12 protein-coding genes are annotated in these 17,452 nt (G+C 67.4%); 4 read left to right on the forward strand and 8 right to left on the reverse strand.

Annotated features, from left to right (window positions below):
* Window positions 1-48: 48 nt before the first annotated feature.
* The 7 genes from CSW60_RS05930 to CSW60_RS05960 all read right to left on the reverse strand — a co-directional run bounded on the left by CSW60_RS05930 (window position 49) and on the right by CSW60_RS05960 (window position 11,161).
* Window positions 49-1,086, reverse strand: coding sequence for a glycosyltransferase family 4 protein (locus CSW60_RS05930; RefSeq protein ID WP_099536355.1), 1,038 nt, complete (start codon window positions 1,084-1,086; stop codon window positions 49-51).
* Between the two features lie 10 nt (window positions 1,087-1,096).
* Window positions 1,097-2,134: a glycosyltransferase family 4 protein gene (locus tag CSW60_RS05935; RefSeq protein ID WP_099536356.1), complete on the reverse strand. Its 1,038-nt coding sequence runs from the start codon at window positions 2,132-2,134 to the stop codon at window positions 1,097-1,099.
* 3 nt (window positions 2,135-2,137) lie between these two features.
* Window positions 2,138-3,265 (reverse strand): DegT/DnrJ/EryC1/StrS aminotransferase family protein, encoded by a 1,128-nt coding sequence (locus tag CSW60_RS05940; RefSeq protein WP_099536357.1) that lies wholly within the window; start codon window positions 3,263-3,265, stop codon window positions 2,138-2,140.
* Window positions 3,262-3,894: an acetyltransferase gene (locus tag CSW60_RS05945; RefSeq protein ID WP_099536358.1), complete on the reverse strand. Its 633-nt coding sequence runs from the start codon at window positions 3,892-3,894 to the stop codon at window positions 3,262-3,264. Before CSW60_RS05945 ends, CSW60_RS05940 begins: the two co-directional genes overlap by 4 nt.
* A 225-nt stretch (window positions 3,895-4,119) precedes the next feature.
* Window positions 4,120-5,427, reverse strand: a complete 1,308-nt coding sequence (locus CSW60_RS05950; protein ID WP_099536359.1) for an HlyD family type I secretion periplasmic adaptor subunit — start codon at window positions 5,425-5,427, stop codon at window positions 4,120-4,122.
* A 74-nt stretch (window positions 5,428-5,501) separates the two neighbouring features.
* The gene (locus CSW60_RS05955) at window positions 5,502-7,232 is read right to left on the reverse strand and encodes a type I secretion system permease/ATPase (protein ID WP_099536360.1); all 1,731 of its coding nucleotides are present in this window, start codon (window positions 7,230-7,232) and stop codon (window positions 5,502-5,504) included.
* 245 nt (window positions 7,233-7,477) lie between these two features.
* The gene (locus tag CSW60_RS05960) at window positions 7,478-11,161 is read right to left on the reverse strand and encodes a hypothetical protein (RefSeq protein ID WP_099536361.1); all 3,684 of its coding nucleotides are present in this window, start codon (window positions 11,159-11,161) and stop codon (window positions 7,478-7,480) included.
* A 261-nt stretch (window positions 11,162-11,422) separates the two neighbouring features.
* On the opposite strand from CSW60_RS05960, the gene CSW60_RS05965 reads away from it, so the two are divergent.
* The 4 genes from CSW60_RS05965 (at window position 11,423) to CSW60_RS05980 (ending at window position 15,946) form a co-directional block, all read left to right on the forward strand.
* Complete coding sequence (locus CSW60_RS05965) at window positions 11,423-11,722, forward strand: helix-turn-helix transcriptional regulator (RefSeq protein ID WP_066680458.1); 300 nt, start codon at window positions 11,423-11,425, stop codon at window positions 11,720-11,722.
* A gap of 68 nt (window positions 11,723-11,790) precedes the next feature.
* Window positions 11,791-13,344 carry a hypothetical protein gene (locus CSW60_RS05970; RefSeq protein WP_099536362.1) on the forward strand — a complete coding sequence of 518 codons (1,554 nt, stop codon included), beginning with the start codon at window positions 11,791-11,793 and terminating at the stop codon, window positions 13,342-13,344.
* 85 nt (window positions 13,345-13,429) lie between these two features.
* Window positions 13,430-14,629: an FkbM family methyltransferase gene (locus CSW60_RS05975; RefSeq protein WP_099536363.1), complete on the forward strand. Its 1,200-nt coding sequence runs from the start codon at window positions 13,430-13,432 to the stop codon at window positions 14,627-14,629.
* Between the two features lie 9 nt (window positions 14,630-14,638).
* Entirely contained in the window at window positions 14,639-15,946 is a 1,308-nt protein-coding gene (locus tag CSW60_RS05980) for a glycosyltransferase family 4 protein (protein ID WP_099536364.1), read from the forward strand.
* A gap of 3 nt (window positions 15,947-15,949) precedes the next feature.
* Here the strand turns inward: CSW60_RS05980 and CSW60_RS05985 are convergent, their stop codons facing one another.
* Entirely contained in the window at window positions 15,950-17,449 is a 1,500-nt protein-coding gene (locus tag CSW60_RS05985; RefSeq protein WP_099536365.1) for a tryptophan halogenase family protein, read from the reverse strand.
* Window positions 17,450-17,452 lie beyond the last annotated feature (3 nt).

The raw sequence follows: 17,452 nt of genomic DNA on the forward strand, positions 1-17,452 counted from the left end.
TTTCACGGCCCCCGCCGGAATGCGGCGGTTCAAGCCAATATTTGTGGCTTAATCAAGAAGACGACGCACTGTCGCCTCCCATGTGACATTCTTGTTGCGCCAGAGGTCACGCGCCGTAGCGCCTCGCGACATCGCGCGTCCCCGGTGAGACGTTAAACGGGCCAAGGCCTCGGATAGGGCGGCGGGCGTGGGCTCGGCCACCGCGCCGGTCTCTTCGCTGACGATCTCCAGCAAGCCGCCGGAGTCAGTGACCGTCAGGACTGGCTTGCCGGCCGCGAAGGCTTCCATGGTCACGTAGCCCACGCTGTCCTCGTCGAACGGCAAATAGGCGCAGGCCAGGGCGTCATTGGCCCAGCGCGCGATATCCTCGCGCGGATGGAAGCCAAAGCGCAAGGACACGCGGTCCTTCAGATCCAGATCCTCGACCAGCTTGCGCAGACGGTCGGCATAGGCCTCGTTCTCCGGCGGGCCGGCGATGATCAGACGCGGGCCGTTCGGCAGCAGAGCCAAGGCCTCGATCAGCAGGTGCTGGCGCTTGCCCGCCGCCACGCGGCCGCCGGCGAAGACGTAGTCGCCGTAGTCACCGCCGGTGAACAGCTCGCCGTCGTTCAGCGGCGGATAAAGCACCTCGGACGGCACGCCATTGAACTTCATCAGCCGGTTTTGGGTGACGGGCGAGTTGCAGTAGATCTTGCGGCAGTCGGCGAAGCAGGCGTTGTCGGCCGCGCGGATCGCCGCCTTCACCGTCCGGCCCGCCTCGTCGAAATCCAGGTGGCTCTGACCGGCCTCGGACAGGTCATAGGCTTGCCGGAACTGGTGCAGCAGCCACAGCACCTTGTCGTGGTGCGGGATCAGATAGGCGGGAAACTTCAAGCCGATGACCCGATCGACATTGGGCAGCCGCAGCCCGCGGGCGATCAGCATCTCCTCGATCAGTCGCTCGGCCGGCTCCCAGGTGAAGGGCACGCGGACAAGCTCGGACTGGACGCCGGGCGTGGCGTTCAGGCGGCGGACCAGGTGGTCGGCCAGCTCCTCGGCGCCGCCGCGCTGGAACGGCGCGGCGTTGTTGACGACCAGAACCTTCATGCCGGCTTTCTCATGAGGTCAGGCGCTCCACGACCGTGCCCCAGTCGATCTTCATCTCGGTCAGCCGATCCAGCGACGCCTGCCCCATCGCCGCGACGGCCTGGCGGTCGGCGTGCAAGCGGTCGAACTGCTGGGCCAGATCGCGGGGATCGGGCTCGCTGATCAAGCCGTTGCGGCCGTGCTCGACCAGCTCCAGCACGCCCCCGGAGTCGGTGGTCGTGACGATCGCCTTGCGAGCGTGCGCGCCCTCAAGCGACGGATAGCCGTAGCTGTCCTCGTCCTTGGGCAGATAGGCGACGGCCAGGGCCGTCTTCAGCATGTCGGCCTTCTCGTCCTCGCTGATCCAGCGGTCTTCCAGGATGACGCGATCCTGGAGCCCCAGGTCGCGGGTCATCTTGATCAGCTGACGGCCATATTCGGGACTGGACGCCGTGCCGGCCAGGCGCAGCTTCACCGGCGTCTTCACGTACTGCATGGCCTCGATCATCAGGGCCTGGCGCTTGTGAGGCTCCAGGCGCGAGATCGCGACGATCTCGTCGCCATAGCCTTCGTGGGTGAAGCGTTCGGGCTGGTAGATCGGCGGATAGAGGGGCGTGGCGTCGAGGCCGTTGAACGCCTTCAGACGATCGGCGACGACCCGCGAGTTGGTGAACACCGCGCGGCTCTCGGAGATCGCTCGCGTGTCGAGGGCCCGCAGGTTGTCGCGGATGGCCCGGTGCTCCGCATCGTCCGGCATGCCGCGATAGGGCGTGTCCCACAGGTCATAGAAGGTGCGAATGTGGTGGATGAACCACAACACCTTGTTGGGATGATCCACCACATAGGCCGGCGGCCGAAAGCAGATCACCCGATCGCACCACTGGGTCAGGTCCATCAGCCGCCAGGCGGCGATCTGGTGCAGGATCTCGTTCGGATCGTCGGTGAACGGCAGGTAGAAGCGTTCGACCTGGTGCCCGGCCTCGACCAGCTTCTCCTCCAGCCACTCGACGATGAAGCGCGCGCCGCCGTTGATGAACGGCACGATCGAGGACAGGAGGACGATGCGCACCGACTAGACCAGCACCTGGTCGAGCGCGGCGACGACGCGGTCGATGTCGGCTTCGCTAAGCCCGGCGTGCGTGGGCAGGTTGAGGCCGTCGGCGCCGCAGGCCTCGGCCTGCTTCAGATCGTCCGTGGCCAGATGCGCGTAAGGCGGCATCACGTGCATGGGGTAGAACACCGGGCGGCTCTCGATGCCCAGGGCGTCCAGATCCTTGATCACCTGGTCGCGCGAGGTCGACAGGCCCTCGCCCAGACGCACGGTGTACATCCAGAACACGTGACGGCCGGTCGGCGCGACATAGGGCCTGATGACCCGGTTGCCCAGGCGCGAGAGCTTCTCGTCGTACCAGGCCACCACGCGTTGGCGGGCCGCCAGATGCTCGTCGACGCGCTCCAGCTGGGCCAGGCCGATGGCGGCCTCGATATTGGTCATGCGGTAGTTGAAGCCGACGACCGGGAACCAGTAGCGGCGCGAAAGGTCCATGCCCTGCCCGCGCAGCAGCCGCATGCGGGCGGCCAGCTCGTCGTCGTCCGTGGTGATCATCCCGCCTTCGCCGGTGGTGATGATCTTGTTGCCGAAGAAGCTGAAGGTCGCGCAGTCGCCCAGCGAACCCGACATCTTGCCATGGTAGGTGGCGCCGACGGCTTCGGCGGCGTCCTCGACGACCTTCAGGCCATGCTTGCGCGCGACCTCAAGGATCGGCTCCATGTCGCAGATCTGGCCGTACAGGTGCACCGGCATGATCGCCTTGGTGCGCGGCGTGACCAGGGCTTCCAGCTTGGCCGGGTCGAGGTTGAAGGTCCGCGGATCGTTGTCGATCAGCACGGGGGTCGCGCCGCAATAGGTCACGGCGTTGACCGAGGCGATGTAGGTCAGGCTGGGGACGATCACCTCGTCGCCCGGACCGATGCCCAGCGCCACCAGGGCCAGGTGCAGGGCGGTCGTGCCGTTGTTGCAGGCGATGGCGTGCTTGACCCCGCAATAGGCCGCGAAGCCCTTCTCGAACTCCGAGATAAAGCGCCCGACCGACGAGATCCACGTCGTGTCCATGCACTCCAGCACGTATTCGCGCTCACGGCCGTCCAGGCGCGGGGCGGCGACGGAGATGCGAGGCAAGCTGTTCGCCGGGCTGTTCATGACCGGTCTCCTTTGATCTTGGCCGGCGCGCCGATGGCCAGCACCGCGTCCGGCAGATCCCGGACAACGACCCCGCCAGCGCCCACGACCGTGTCGGCGCCGATCGTCACGCCAGGGATAACGCGCACGCCCACGCCCAGGAACGCTCTGTCGCCGACGCGCACCCCGCCGGCGAGCGCCGAGGCCGGTCCGACATGGCTGGCCGCGCCGAGGCGGCAGTCGTGATCGACGACCGCGCCGGTGTTGATGATGGCAAGGTCGCCGATCTCGCTCTCGGCGTTGATCACGGCGCCGGCCATCACGGCCACACCCTGGCCTAGACGCGCGCTGGCGGAGATCACCGATGACGGGTGGATCGCGTTGACCAGGCTGAAACCCAGCTCCCCAGCCTTGCGGCCAAGCTTCTCGCGCAGGCGATTGTCGCCGACGGCCACGAACAGCCTGGAAAAACCCTGGGCGCGGAGCGCTTGAAGGGCGAGATCGTCGCCCACCACCGGAACACCCAACACCTCGCGCGGGGTCGGATCGGCGTCGACGATCGCCGCGACGGTCTCGCCGGCCGCCCTGAGGCTCTCGATGACCACCTTGGCGTGGCCACCGCCGCCGATGATGACGACGCCCGCGGCCATCAGGACCTGACGCCCCGCGCGCCAGCCCGCCGCCCCCGGAAGAGGCGGCCGGTGAGGCCGGTGATCAATGCCGTCTTGGCCATGCGCCTCGCGCCGACTCCAGTAACAACGAAAGTGTTTGACTACACCATTGGAGGCGGTTGGAAAGCGGCGACATCGAGATTTGGCCTCGAGACGCCCCTTTGCCGAAACGCTTGGGAATTCAGAGAATTGAATTCCGCGGCCCTACTCCTCGCGCATCGTCGTGCGCAGCGTGTCGCGCAGCGGCGAGATCAGGTAGTCGAGCACGGTGCGCGCGCGGGTGGGCACGATCACCTGGGCCGGCATGCCCGCCGTCACCTTGGCCCGCAGCGGCTTTGGCAGCTGCCGAATGTCCACGGTCACGATGCCCAGGAAGTAGGAGGTCTTGCCCTCCGGATCCGACAGGCGGTCGCGCGAGATGGATTCGATCTTGCCGTTCAGGATCGGGATTTCGCGCGAGTGGAAGGCCGGCAGACGGACCTCGGTCACCATGCCCGGATAGATGTTGTCCACATCGGTCGGCTGGAAGTGGGCCTGGATCACGAACGCCTCGTCGTCGGGGGCGATCTCGACCAGCGGCTCGGCCGGACGCACCACGGCGCCTTCGGTGAAGAAGCGAAGGTTCTGCGCCGTCCCGTTGACCGGCGAGACGATCCGCACGCGCTTCAGGGCGTCGGAGGCCACGACCTCCTTCTCGGTCACCTCGGCCAGCTTCACGCGGGTCTCGGTGATGCTCTGGCTGACCTGCTCGAAGAACTCCTGCTTGATCTGGCGGACCTTCAGCTGGGTGTCGGAGATGCCCTGCACGGCCTTGGCGCGGTCGGCGGTCAGGCGGCCGATCGAGCCCGACAGCGAGGCCTGCTCGCGCTCCAGCGCCAGCAGGCGCGGCCGCGGCACCAGGCCCTTGTCGTAGATCTTGCGCAGGTCATTCAGCTCGTCCTGGATGTAGCCCAGCTGATCCTTGAGACCTTGGTTCTGGCGGTCGATGCCCTCGATCTCGCTCTGATATTGCTCGCGCTGGCCGTTCACCAGGTCGATCTGGCCCTGGATCGTCTGGCGACGCTCCTGGAACTGAACCTGCTCGTCGGCGATGGCGCGAGCGACCATCGGATCGTTGCGCTGGCTGAGCAATTCGGCCGGGAAGCTGATGGAAGGCCGCTGGTCGCGCTCGGCCAGGAGGCGAGCCTCCAGCGCCTTGAGCGCCACATATTGGTTCTTGGTGATGCCGGCGGCGGCGTTGGCCTGGGTGGGATCCAGCTCGAACAGAACCTGTCCGGCCTTCACCTTCTCGCCCTCGCGCACCAGGATCTTGCGCAGCATGCCGCCTTCCAGGTGCTGGATGGTCTTGCGGTTGCCCTCGGCCGAGACGACGCCGTTGGCGATCACCGAAGCGTTCAACGGCGCGAAGGCCGCGATGACCAAGCCCAGCAGCATCAGGCCGATGACGGCGTAGCCGATGCGAGCCACGACTTGGTAGTTGTCCGTCGGACGTTGGATCTTCGGGGGCTTCATGCGTCTTCAAGCCTGATAGGCGCGCCAGCGGCGGCCGTGGAAACGGGGTGCGGGGTCGTGAGGCCGGCGCGGCGTCAGTGCGCGCTCTGGATCGGCGCGGGCTTGGGCGGCTGCGGCTGCGGCGCGGCCCCCGTCAGCTTGGCCAGCATCAGGTCGCGTTCGCCGAAGTCGGCGATGACCCCCTGGTTGATCACCATGATGTAGTCCGCCTGGGCCAGCAGGTTCACCTTGTGCGTGGCGAACACCACGGTGCGCTTGGCCGCCTTCAGGCGGTTCATCGCCTCCATCAGCGCCACCTCGCCCACCTGGTCGAGGCTGGCGTTCGGCTCGTCCAGCACCAGCAGCGCCGGCATGCGGAACACCGCGCGGGCCAGGGCCAGACGCTGGCGCTGGCCGCCGGACAGCGAGGCGCCGCCCTCGCCGATCGGCGTGTCGTAGCCCATCGGCAGGGCCTGGATCATCTCGTGAACGCCCGCCAGCGTGGCCGCGTCGATCACTTCCTGCGCCTCGTACTCGGTGAAGCGAGCGATGTTCTGGGCGACCGTGCCCGCGAACAGCTCGATGTCCTGCGGCAGGTAGCCGATGTGGCGGCCCAGGCGCTCGGGATCCCACTGCTTGATGTCGTAGCCGTCGAGGCGGATCACGCCCGAGGCGCACGGCCAGACGCCGACGATGCCGCGCAGCAGCGAGGACTTGCCGGCGGCGCTGGGGCCGACCAGGGCCACGGCCGTGCCGGCGTCGATGCGGAAGCTGGCCTGGCGCATGGTCGGCTGCTGCGCGCCCGGCGGCAGGATCGAAGCCGCCTCGGCCGACAGCACGCCGCGCGGCTCGGGCAGTTGCATATGGTCTTCGGTGTCCTTGCTCTCGCGCAGCATGCCTTGCAGACGGTCCCAGGCGCTGCGGGCGCCGAGGAAGACCTTCCATTGCCCCACCGCGCCCTCGATCGGCGCCAGGGCGCGACCGACCAGGATCGAGCCGGCGATCATCGAGCCGGGCGAGATCTTGCCTTCGATCGCCAGATAGGCGCCGCCGCCCAGGATCAGGGTCTGGACCACCTGACGGAACACCTTGATGCCCGACATCACCGCGCCGCCGGCGTCGCTGGCGGCGGCCTGCCAGGCCACCTGCTCGTCGCGGCGGCCGCGCCAGCGCTGCTGCAGACCGCCCCACATGCCCATGGCCTTCATGACCTCGGCGTTGCGAAGGGTCGAGCCGGCGTCGTTCTGCGCGGCGATCGAGGCCATCGTCGCCATCTGCAGCGGGTTCTTGGTGGCGCGGTCGTTCATCACGGCCAGGCCGAAGATCACGAAGCAGCTGATGATCGCCAGGATCCCGAAATAGGGATGCAGCATCCAGGACACGATGATGAACACCGGCGTCCAAGGCGCGTCGCAGAAGGCGATCAGGCCGCCGGTCGCGAATTCGCGCACCTGGTCCATGTCGCGGAACGCCTGGCCGCCGGGGCCGCGCCGCGTCAGGGTCGAGTCGAGCACCGAGCGGAAGATCGGGTCGCGCGCCACGCCGTCGAACTTCAGGCCGCCGCGCACCAGCACCTGGGTGCGCAGCGCCTCGAGCAGGCCGTAGATGATGAACAGAAAGACGCAGAGGATCGTCAGCACCACCAGGGTGGAGACGCTGCGGCTGGACAGCACGCGGTCATAGACCTGCAGCATGTACAGCGGGCTGACCAGGGCCAGGATGTTGATGAAGAAGCTGAAGACCATGGCGGTGATCACCGCCGGCTTCATGACCAGGACGGCTTGGTCCAGGATGGTCGGCTTCGCGCCGGTGCGGTTGAAGAACATCTCTAGCCTTCAGGACGCCGCGACACGTGACGCGGCTGAACTACAGTAACAACTTAGGTGGCGTCAGGACCACGAAATTGTGGCGGAAAAGGAGCGACTAGGTCTTGCCCTAGATAAACCAGGCAAGACTCGCAAGCCAGCGCGCGAACGGGCCCGCCAAAAAGAAACGCCCCCGCCAGCGAACTGACGAGGGCGCTCTGTAGTTCCGAGCCTGGCCCGAAGGCCAGGCTCGCCTCCGAGGAGGATTAGTGCAGGACCAGGGTCTGCGACGAGGCGCTGAACGAAGCGGTCGACAGATCGACCAGACCCGCCAGCTTCACCACGACGTCGGTGCCGTTCTGGAAGGCGGTGGCCGAACCAGAAGCGTTTTCGACGATGTAGGTGTTGCCAGCGTACTGGAACCAGGAGATGGCGCCAGCGGTCGTGGTCGAGATGGCTTGGTTGGCGAAGTCTTGGAACACCGCCGTGTCGCCCAGAGCAACCTTCGCCGAAGCGAAGGTTTCCGTGACCGCCGCGACGTTCTTCAGCACGATCGAGTCGCCGGCCGAAGCGTCCGTGATGGTCGCGTAGCTGTTGGCGTTCGAAACGACGAAGGCGACGTTGAACGTATCCGCACCAGCGCCACCCGTCAGGGTGACGAGGTTGGCCGCCGCCGTCAGCGAGTCCGCACCATCGCCGCCGATCAGGACGTCGCTGGCGTGGTTGGCGGTCAGCGTGTCAGCGCCCGTGCCACCGGTCACCGTGGTGGCCGCCGCAGCGCCCGACAGGGTGCTGACGGTGACACCGCCGGTGTTGGTCGACGCGTTGACCGACGTCAGCGCGGTGCTGTCGTAGGTCACGGTCGCCTTGGCGTTACCCGCGATGGTCAGGGTCTTCAGCGCCGAGTCGGTGATCGAGATCGTCGAGCGATTGATCGCGGCCGTCGTCGACGTGTCCGTGGCGGTGAGGTTGATGGTCTCGACACCAGCAGCGCTGACCGTGCCGTGGTTGAGGTCGGCCGTGCTGACCTTGGCCACCACGTTCAGCACGTCAGACGTACCGGTCGCATCAGCGAGGGTCACAGCGACCGTGCCAGTGGCCTGAGCAACAGCGGCCAGTTCCAGCGTGCCGTTCGCGACAAAGCCCGACAGCGTCGTGGTGTTGGCGCCGACGCCGTTGGTGATGACGTAGCCGATGTTGTTCAGGTTGGCGAGGTTCACCGTACCCGAAGCAGCGGCCAGACCCAGGCTCAGCTTTTCGAAGCCAACGACCTTCGAGGCGAAGGCGGCGCCAGCCGTGGCGGTCACGGCGTCAGCCGTGGCCATACCCAGGGTGTCCGTGCCGTCGCCGCCATTGACCGTGGCGGTCAGCGAGGTCGTGCCCGAAGCCAGGTTCAGGACGTCGTCACCGGCGCCCAGCGAGACGGCCTTCGAAACCGTCGTGTTGCCCAGCGTAACGGTGTCAACGCCCGTACCACCGGTGTAGGTGGCGGTCGAAGCGTCAAGGGCCGTCACGGTGTTGGCGCCCGAGGTGGCCGAGGCGTCGAACGACGTCAGGGCGGCCGGAGCAGCCAGGGTCACGCCCGCCGAACCAGCAACCGTCACGGTCTTCAGGGCCGTGAGGGTCGAGCCGGTCAGATCAGCGGCCGCCGAACCGGTCACCGCCAGAGCCGTCACGCCAGCGGCGGTGAGGTTGGTGACCGAAGCGCCAGCGACAGCCAGGTTCAGCGTCGTGTAGGTGCTGCCCAGGTTGAGCGCGGCCGTCGTCGTCGACGAACCAACCTTGTTGACCGTGAGGCCCAGGGTGGTCGCCGCGGCGTTCGTGACCGTGACCGCGGCGTCGCTGTTGGCGAGGCTCAGGGTGGTCAGGGCGTCCGACGTGATGCCGACCGTGCCGTAGCTGTTCAGGGTCACCTTGCTGAGAACGTCCGCACCGGTGATCGCGCCGTTGATGGTGACGGCGCCAGCGGCCACACCGGCGACGCCGGCCTTGGTGCTGGTGATCGTCTGAGCAGCGCCCGCCGTGGCCGTGGCCACGCTGACGTTACCCGCGGCGGCCGTGTCAGCCACGGTCAGGCCGGTGGTGGCGCCGAACGAGGTCTGGGTGAACGACACGGTGCTGACGCCCGAAGCCGTCGTAACCGCGCCGGTCGAACCCGACACCGTCGAGAAGGTGCCCGAATACGTACCGTTGGTCACCGGAGCGCTGCCGGTCGTGGCGCCGTTGGCCAGGTTGGCGAAGGCGGCGGCGGCTTCGGCTGCCGTCAGCGCCTTGGCGGCGGTGAAGGTCAGGCCGTTGACCGTGATCGTTTCGCTGGCGGCCATGGCGACGAAGGTGACGGTTTCCACCGACTTCGTACCATCGGCGGTTTGCTGGTTCACAGCAGCGACGGTCGCCGACTGAGTGACCGACACTTCCGTCGTCGCAGCGCCGCCGTTGACGGTCACGGCGCCTTGGGTCCGGGTCACCGCAGCGGTGTCCGCGGCCGCATCGGCGGTGCTCGAGTAAGCGGTTTGCGTCACGTTGACGGTGGTGCCGCCGGTGACGGTGATCGCGCCCAGGGCGTTGTTGGCGGCGGTGGCGTCATAGGCCGCGCCGGTGTTGGCGATCGTCACGACGCCCGACGGCGAGGTGGTGCCGCCGACGGTGACGGTGCCCGTGGTCGCGCCCGAAGTCGTCACGGTGACGTTGGTGCCACCTTGAACGTTGACCGAACCGGTGGTCAGGCTGGTGTCGGTAACCGAAACGACACCCTTCGGAGCGGTGGTGCCGCCGATCGTGATGGCGTTGCCAGCCGTCGCGTCGGTGACCGTGACGCCCTTACCGCCATCGATCGTGATGGCGCCGGTGACGCCCGACACGCCGATGTTGGCCGTGCCGCTAGCGCCGACGGTCGCCGAGGTGGCTTGCGTGACGTTCAGAGCGGTGACGTCGGTCCAGTTGGTGACGTCAGCCACAACGGCGGCGGCGCCGCGCAGGGTGACGTTTTCAACGCCCGTGACGGTCACGGCGTTGATGTTGCTCTGAGCCAGGGCCGTGATCGAATTGATGATCAGGGTGTCGTTGCCAGCGCCGCCGGCGATCGTGTCGAGCGCAGTGAAGGTCGGCGTGGCGCCGGCCGTCGTATCAACCAGGCCCGTGATGGTGTCGTCGCCCGAGGTGCCAGTGATGGTGTCGACGCCGCTCGTCAGGACCAGCGACGAGCCGCCGCCGTTGGTGGTGCCATACTTGCCCAGCAGGTCGATGCCGGTGGTGCTGTCGTTCGTCAGAACGTTGTCGAGCGCCAGGTCCTTCACCAGGTTGGTGCTGGCTTGAGCGTACGAACCGATGCCCGCGCCTTGGTTGTAAGACGTGGCTTGGAACAGGATTTCGCCGACGACGGCGGCCTTGACGGCCAGAGCTTGGTCAGCAGCCGAGGCGTTCGGATAGTTCGCCTTCACCAGGGCGGTGTAGTAGGCGACCGACGTGGCGTTCGTCAGGAAGGCGACGGCGTTGTCAACGTTGATGTTGTTGGCGGTCGCAGCGGCCTGACCGATGATGATCAGGTAAGCGGCCTTCGCCGCGTCGGCCAGCGACAGCGAGCCGTACGAGGCCGAGAAGTTGGCCTTCGCCGTGGCGTTATCCATCGACAGCGAGATCGACTGCGCGATGAAGCGGTTTTCAGCGTTCATGCCGGACTGCTTGCCGGCGCCGACATAGGCGGCGTTCAGCGCGGTCAGACCGGCTTGGCTCGGCGCATAGCCCAGGAAGAAGTTGTAGGTGCCGACGCTGACGGCAACGGTGCTGTCCGAAGCGAGATCGACAACCTTAGAGAAGGTCGCGTCGTTGCTGAGGCCCGACTGGTTGTCGTTCAGCAGGCCTTGCAGAGCGAGCTTTTGCGCCTCGGTCGGCGCGGTACCAGCGTTGGCGTTCGTGAAGAACTCCGTCAGCTGAGCTAGCGTATAAGCCATCTGGCTTGTCTCCCAAAGAAAATCCCACACCCCCTGCGACCGAACGGCGCGCATGGGAGCAGCGATGGCTATAGAGCAAACGTCATACGTCGACAATACCCGAAATCACGCGGTACAGCATTTTTCTAACCGGTACAGCATTTTCATATGTCGCGTTCCTTGTACCTTGGCCGCGAAAGCGCTATATGTGGAAGGAATTTGGCGTCCGTAGAGGCGAGCGACAGCGCTCTCCGCCCACGGACGGAGGCTTGAGAGTCTATAATGTATGGCAACCCTCAACGTCGCAGCGCCCCGGAGGTTCAGGACCTCCGCCGCGAAGGCGGTCGCTGGCTAAAGGAAGCGCGCGAGGCCGCCGGCCTGTCGCAGCGCCAGCTCGCGGCCAAGGTTGGCGCTGACTACTACACTTTCATTTCGCAGCTCGAGACCGGGCGCGGCCGCATCCCCCCGGACCGGTATCGTGACTGGGCGCGCGCGCTTAACGTTCCGGAAAGGACGTTCGTGCGGGAACTGATGCGGTTCTACGATCCTATTACGTACGACATCCTGTTCAACGAAGAGTAGATCGTCTAGCTTGACCTGCCGGCGGGAAAGCCGGCGACTCTCTTCTGGCGTGGGAACAATCCGCCGACATGGCCGCGCAAGTCCTCTCGTTCTTCCAGCGTTCGCCGCGCTACGTCCCCGCTCCGCCGTCGGACTGGAGCCAGCAGGAGCTGGCCGAGTTCTATCGGGTCGAGGCCGCCCTGCTGCGGGCGGGGATTCGCGTCGGCACCGACCGCGGCCTGAGCGACGAGAAGGAACCCTGGTTCGTCTTCTATCGGACGGACGATGGCGAGGTCGTCATTCACTTCGCGCGCATCGACGGCGAGTATCTGATCGCCGGGCCGGCCTATGAAGAGGTCGCGCGCGGCTTCGACTTCTCGTCGATGGTGCGCAACATGGTCGCGCGCCATCCGCTGATCCGCCGGACGGATCGCGGCGACAACATCTCTGTTCACCCCGCCGCCCTGCTGGTGGCCGTGGTCGGCACCGCGTTCTTCAAGAGCGGCGAGGCCCGCGCGGCCGAGAGCGGCGCGGCCAATGCGCCCGCTTCCCACTCGCGTCCGGCGCTGCTGTCGTCCAGCTCGAACACCAGCCTGAACGGCGGCGCGGCCTCTCTTCCGCCCGTGACCGCCGCGAACGTCCAGTCGTCGGCCTATGACACCGTCCAATTGCCGGCCAACCAGGCGATCCTGGTGCTGGCCGCGGCGCTTTTGGCCGCCGACTTCAAGGTCGACCAAGCCAGCCTGGAGCCTGACGCCCGCACCGCCCTGGCCTCCGCGTCCGTGGCGCTGGATTTCGCGGGCCCCGCGGCTTCGGACCTGACGTCGATGGGCGGCGAGGCCTCGGCCGTGGCCGCGCACGCCGCGACTGCTCCCGCTACGCCCGCCCAGACCGCTTCGTCGGTGCTTTCGCTGGTGGCGTTGCTGTCGACGATGCCGAGCTCGGTTGATCCGATCACGACCGCGGATACGACGCTGGGTTTCGGCGGCAATGGCGGCGGTGGGAATGGCGGCGGCGACGGCGGCGGCGGCGGTCGCCACGACGTAACACCCTCCCCTCTGTCGGCGCCCACCCTTCACGACGGCGCAGATTGGGTTCTGGAAATTCGCCTTGGGGCTGGCGCTCTGCCGAACGTCGAGGCTGTCCAGCTGGTGCGCGCCCTGGTCGGCGACACGGCGCTGGCCCAGAAGATCGCCGTGATCGAGGTCTCCAAGCTGCCGGATCTGCTGACCGAGATCATCTCGCGCGGCGAGCACGTGCAAGTGGCGCCGGTCGGCGTGCAGGCCACGCAGCCGGTCGATGACGGCGTCGCGGCCCCGCAAACGCCGGGCGTCGCCGAAGGCGATCACATCGCTTCGCCCTCGACGCCTTCGGCCCCCGAGGGGCCGCAGAAGACCACGGCCCATCTGGATTTTGTCTCGATCGACTTGGTGCGGCAGGTCATCGATTCCTTCATGGCCCACACCGCCAGCGTCGGTCTCGCGATGGATGGTTCGCAGGTGGTGATGTACGACACCCGCGTGACTAGCGATCCGGGCGCTATCAGCCACGTCACCAGCTTGACGTTCGAGTTGCCCGATCACAGCTCGATCAACCTGGTCGGCGATCACAGCGCTTTCGTCGACTACGGGTTTCTGTTCTAGACGGCGCTCGGCCGGGTTTGGCGGCTTTTTAGGCTAGGCTTGGACACGCGCGACCGCTCAGGCGGCGCTCGGGAAGGATTCGCACTTGAGGCCCGCACGCCTGGACTTGGCCATTCGTTCCGCCATGCGCGCTCCATCTTCCCAGCCCGAACCGGCGCCGGCGTCCACGCCAACCCCGCCGCCGCGCCGGCGGTTCGGTTTCGCGCGGCGCCTGCTGGGACCCGTGCTGGGGCCGATCGCCAGCTACGCGCGCCGCTATCTGCAGGCCAGCGTCGAGCACGAGCTGCGCGAGACGCGCGGCCAACTCAACGCCATCTCGGCGGATCTGCAGGCCGTGCAGCACCGACTGGACCTCAGCCTCCGTCAGAACGAGCGCCTGGCCGCCGCCCTCGCGCGGCTGGAGGCCCGCGCGGAGCGCAGCGGCGACGCTCTGGACGCCCTGCCCGGCCTGTTCGGTCCGCGCTTCGACGAGCTCGAGATCAAGCTGCGGCCGCTGATCCACTATGACGAGGAGTCGGTGGCGATCCGCATGCGCGAAGGTTACGTCCTGGCGCCGCGCGCCCTGCCGACCTTCGTCACCATGCTGGCCAACGCCACCAGCAAGGGTCTGGAGCCCGGCACGAGCGACGTGCTGCGACGCCTGGTTCGCCCCGGCATGTCCGTCGCCGACGTTGGCGCCAATATCGGCCTGCTGACCCTGGTCATGGCCCGCGCCGTCGGTCCCGAGGGCAAGGTCATCGCCTTCGAACCCGAGGCCACGCCGCGCGCCAACCTTGAGAAGATGAAGCACCTCAATGGTCTGTCGTGGGTCGAGGTGCGTGACCAGGCTGTCGGCGAGAAGGCCGGGCGCCTGACCTTCCACGTCAGCGACATCATCGGCCACAGCTCGCTCTACGCCCTCCCCGAGGCGGAAGAAGCGCGCACGATCGAGGTCGAGGTCGTGCGGCTGGATGACGCCGCGCCCGGCAAGCGCCTGGACGTGGTCAAGATCGACGTCGAAGGCGCGGAGCTGGACGTGCTGGCCGGCATGAAGGGCGTGATCGCCAAGAACCCGGATCTCGCCATCCTGGCCGAGTTCGGGCCCGAACACCTGACGCGCGTCGGTCAGACGCCCGCCCAATGGTTCAAGGCCTTCGCCGACGCCGGCTTCAAGCCCTATCTGATCGACGAGGCCACCAGCGCCGGCGCGCCCACCGACGCCAAGTCGGCCGCCAAGCTCGTCTCCGCCAACATCGCCTTCGTGCGGCCCGGCGGCGACGCCGAGCGCCGGCTTCTGCAGCGCTAGGCGGTCGCGATGAAGATCTGCTGGGTCACGCCCTTCGTTCTGCGGTCGTCGATCGGCCGGGTCAGCGCCGCCGTCACGGCCGCCCTCGCCGCGCGGGGGCATGAGGTCGAGATCCTGCGTTGCGAGGACGTGGAGGAGGATGCGCCCGAGGCGCTACACCCGACCGCCCTGCCCGTCCGTCACTGGCGTCAGGTCGACCTGACGCGGCTGCGCGACGACTTCGACGTCGTCATCGTCAATATCGGCGACAACTACCCCTTCCACGCCGGCGCCCTGGCGATCCTGGACGCCGCGCCGTGCCTGGGGATCTTCCACGACTTCTACATCTACAACCTGTTCTCGGGCTGGCTGCACCACAACGGGCTGGACTATCGCCGGCACGACGCCGAGATCGTCGCGACCTATGGCCCGGAGGCAGAGCCCCATGCGGTCGCCGTGCGCTCGGGCCAGATGCTCGACATGGGCGAGATCGCCGCCACGCTGCCGATGACCGAGTGGCTGGCCCGGCGCTGCGAAGCCGCCCTCGCCCACGCCCGCTTCTACGCCCCGCGCCTGGAGGCCGCCTGCGCCGGTCCGGTGTCGGTGACGCCGCTGTGCTGTCCGGATCGCGAGACCCCGCCGGGGCCGCCGAGGGCCAAGGACCGCCTGACCATCACCACGGTCGGGGTCATGAACCCCAACAAGCGCGTCGCCGACGTGATCCGCGCGATCGGGGGCTCGGACACGCTAAGGGCCTGCGCCTACCGCCTGGTCGGCCCGATCTCGGACGACGAGCGCGCCAGGCTGGAAGCCGTCGCGGCGGAGGTCGGCTTCCACAATCTCGTCATCGACGGCGCCGTCGACGATGCGACCCTGGATGAGCGCCTGGACGAAGCCGACATCATCTGCGCGCTCCGCAAGCCGGTGCTGGAAGGCGCCTCGGGCTCGGCCTGCGAAGGGATGCTCAGCGGCCGCCCCACGGTCGTCGCCCGCGCCGGCTTCTATGGCGAGTTGCCCGACGACCTGGTCTTCAAGGTCGACGGCGAGATCGTCGTCGAAGAAATCCGCGCGGTGCTGGAACGCCTGGTCGATGACGCGCCCTTGCGCCGGAAGACCGGTGACGCCGCTAGGGCCTGGGCGCTGAAGACCTTGAATGCCGAGCGATACGCCGAGGCCGTCGAAACCCTCGCTCAAGCCCAGCTCACCAGCCGACCGTTGCTGGCCGTCGGCGAGCGGATCGGCCACGAGCTCCGCGGCTTTGGGCTGCCGCCCAGCGATCCTTCGGCCGTCCGCATCGGCGCGACGCTGCAGAAGCTGTTCGCGCCGATCGAGGCCTGAGCCTCAGGCGCTCTTGCTGACCGGCGGCGCGCAGTAGGCGTCGAGGAACGCCTGGTGCTGCGGTAGTCGGCCGACCGTGCCGGCGATGTTGCGCTTCAGATCATCCAGGGCCTGTTTCAGCTGCTGCGTCGGCATCAGGCGGCCCATGGCGTGGAAGCTCTTAGGCTGGACGCGCTGGCCCAGCAGCACCTGCAGCCACGAGTCGACCTGGAAGAGCTCGCCCGGCGCCTGATAGACCTGGGCGCTCTCCCGGAACAAGTCGATGCGCTGGGCCAGGCTGTCGGGGATTTCCATCTCGCGCACCCGGTCCCAGAACGGGCTGTCGGTCCGCTCGGTCGCCTTGTAGTGCAGGATGATGAAGTCGCGGATCTTCTCCAGCTCGTCATCGGCCAGACGGTTGTAGCGGTCGATCACCGACGGGCTGATCCCGTCGAACGGGAACAGCTGCATCAGCCGGGTCACGCCGATCATGATCAGGTGGATCGAGGTCGACTCGAGCGGCTCGACAAAGCCGCTGGAAAGACCCAGGGCGACGACGTTCTTGTCCCAGGTCTTGCGGCGGCGGCCTGTGCGGTAGCGGATCAGGCGCGGCGGGATCAGGGTCTCGCCCTCGATCTCACCCAGCAGCATGGCATGGGCCTCGTCGTCGGACATGAATTCGTTGCAGTAGACGAGGCCATTGCCCACGCGGTGCTGCAGCGGAATCTTCCAGCGCCAGCCGGCCTTGTGCGCGATGGCGCGGGTATAGGGCTTGGCCGGCTCGGTCGAGCGGGTCTGGACCGCCAGGGCGCTGTTGGTCGGCAGCCAATGGTCCCAGTCCTCGTAACCGGCCTTCAGGGTCTGCTCGATCAGGAGGCCCCGGAAGCCGGTGCAGTCGATGAAGAGGTCCCCCTCGACCGCCTGGCCGGACTCCATGACCAGCGCCTCGATCGAGCCGTCGGCCGCGCTCTGACGGACGCTGGCGATCTTGCCCTCGACGCGCTTGACGCCGTCGGCCTCGGCCATCCGGCGCAGGAACTGGCCGTAGAGGCCAGCGTCCAGGTGGTAGGCGTAGTTGAGCGGACCGTTGTCGCCGGTGAAAAACCGCTCGCCCTCGGCCGCCTTCAGCTCCAGGCAGTAGTCGCCCAGATCGCCGCCGAAGCCCTGGGCCTGGGCCTGCATCCAGAAGTGATGGAAGCCGCCCATCCAGGTCGACTTACCCACCTGACCGAACGAGTGGATGTAGCGGTCGCCGATCTCGCCCCAGTTCTCGAACGAAATGCCCAGCTTGAAGGTCGACTGGGTCGCCCGCATGAACTCGGCCTCGTCGATGCCGAGCATGGCGTTGAAGGTGCGGGCGGTGGGGATGGTCGACTCCCCGACCCCAACCGTGCCGATGTCCTCGGACTCGACCAAGGTGATGTCGAGCAGCGGGCCCAGTTGTCGCACGAGCGCGGCGGCCGCTGTCCAGCCGGCGGTGCCGCCGCCCGCGATCACCACCTTACGGATCCTCTGCTGGGCCATCGC

Origin of the sequence: Caulobacter sp. X (genome assembly GCF_002742635.1) — a bacterium.
GTDB lineage: Bacteria > Pseudomonadota > Alphaproteobacteria > Caulobacterales > Caulobacteraceae > Caulobacter.

Bases quoted from the DNA above. Each gene is read 5' to 3' on its own strand.
- CSW60_RS05945 (WP_099536358.1), bottom strand. From the start codon at position 3,894: ATGGCCGCGGGCGTCGTCATCATCGGCGGCGGTGGCCACGCCAAGGTG.
- CSW60_RS05960 (WP_099536361.1), bottom strand. From the start codon at position 11,161: ATGGCTTATACGCTAGCTCAGCTGACGGAGTTCTTCACGAACGCCAAC.
- CSW60_RS05955 (WP_099536360.1), bottom strand. From the start codon at position 7,232: ATGTTCTTCAACCGCACCGGCGCGAAGCCGACCATCCTGGACCAAGCC.
- CSW60_RS05985 (WP_099536365.1), bottom strand. From the start codon at position 17,449: ATGGCCCAGCAGAGGATCCGTAAGGTGGTGATCGCGGGCGGCGGCACC.
- CSW60_RS05940 (WP_099536357.1), bottom strand. From the start codon at position 3,265: ATGAACAGCCCGGCGAACAGCTTGCCTCGCATCTCCGTCGCCGCCCCG.
- CSW60_RS05950 (WP_099536359.1), bottom strand. From the start codon at position 5,427: ATGAAGCCCCCGAAGATCCAACGTCCGACGGACAACTACCAAGTCGTG.
- CSW60_RS05930 (WP_099536355.1), bottom strand. From the start codon at position 1,086: ATGAAGGTTCTGGTCGTCAACAACGCCGCGCCGTTCCAGCGCGGCGGC.
- CSW60_RS05980 (WP_099536364.1), top strand. From the start codon at position 14,639: ATGAAGATCTGCTGGGTCACGCCCTTCGTTCTGCGGTCGTCGATCGGC.
- CSW60_RS05965 (WP_066680458.1), top strand. From the start codon at position 11,423: ATGTATGGCAACCCTCAACGTCGCAGCGCCCCGGAGGTTCAGGACCTC.
- CSW60_RS05970 (WP_099536362.1), top strand. From the start codon at position 11,791: ATGGCCGCGCAAGTCCTCTCGTTCTTCCAGCGTTCGCCGCGCTACGTC.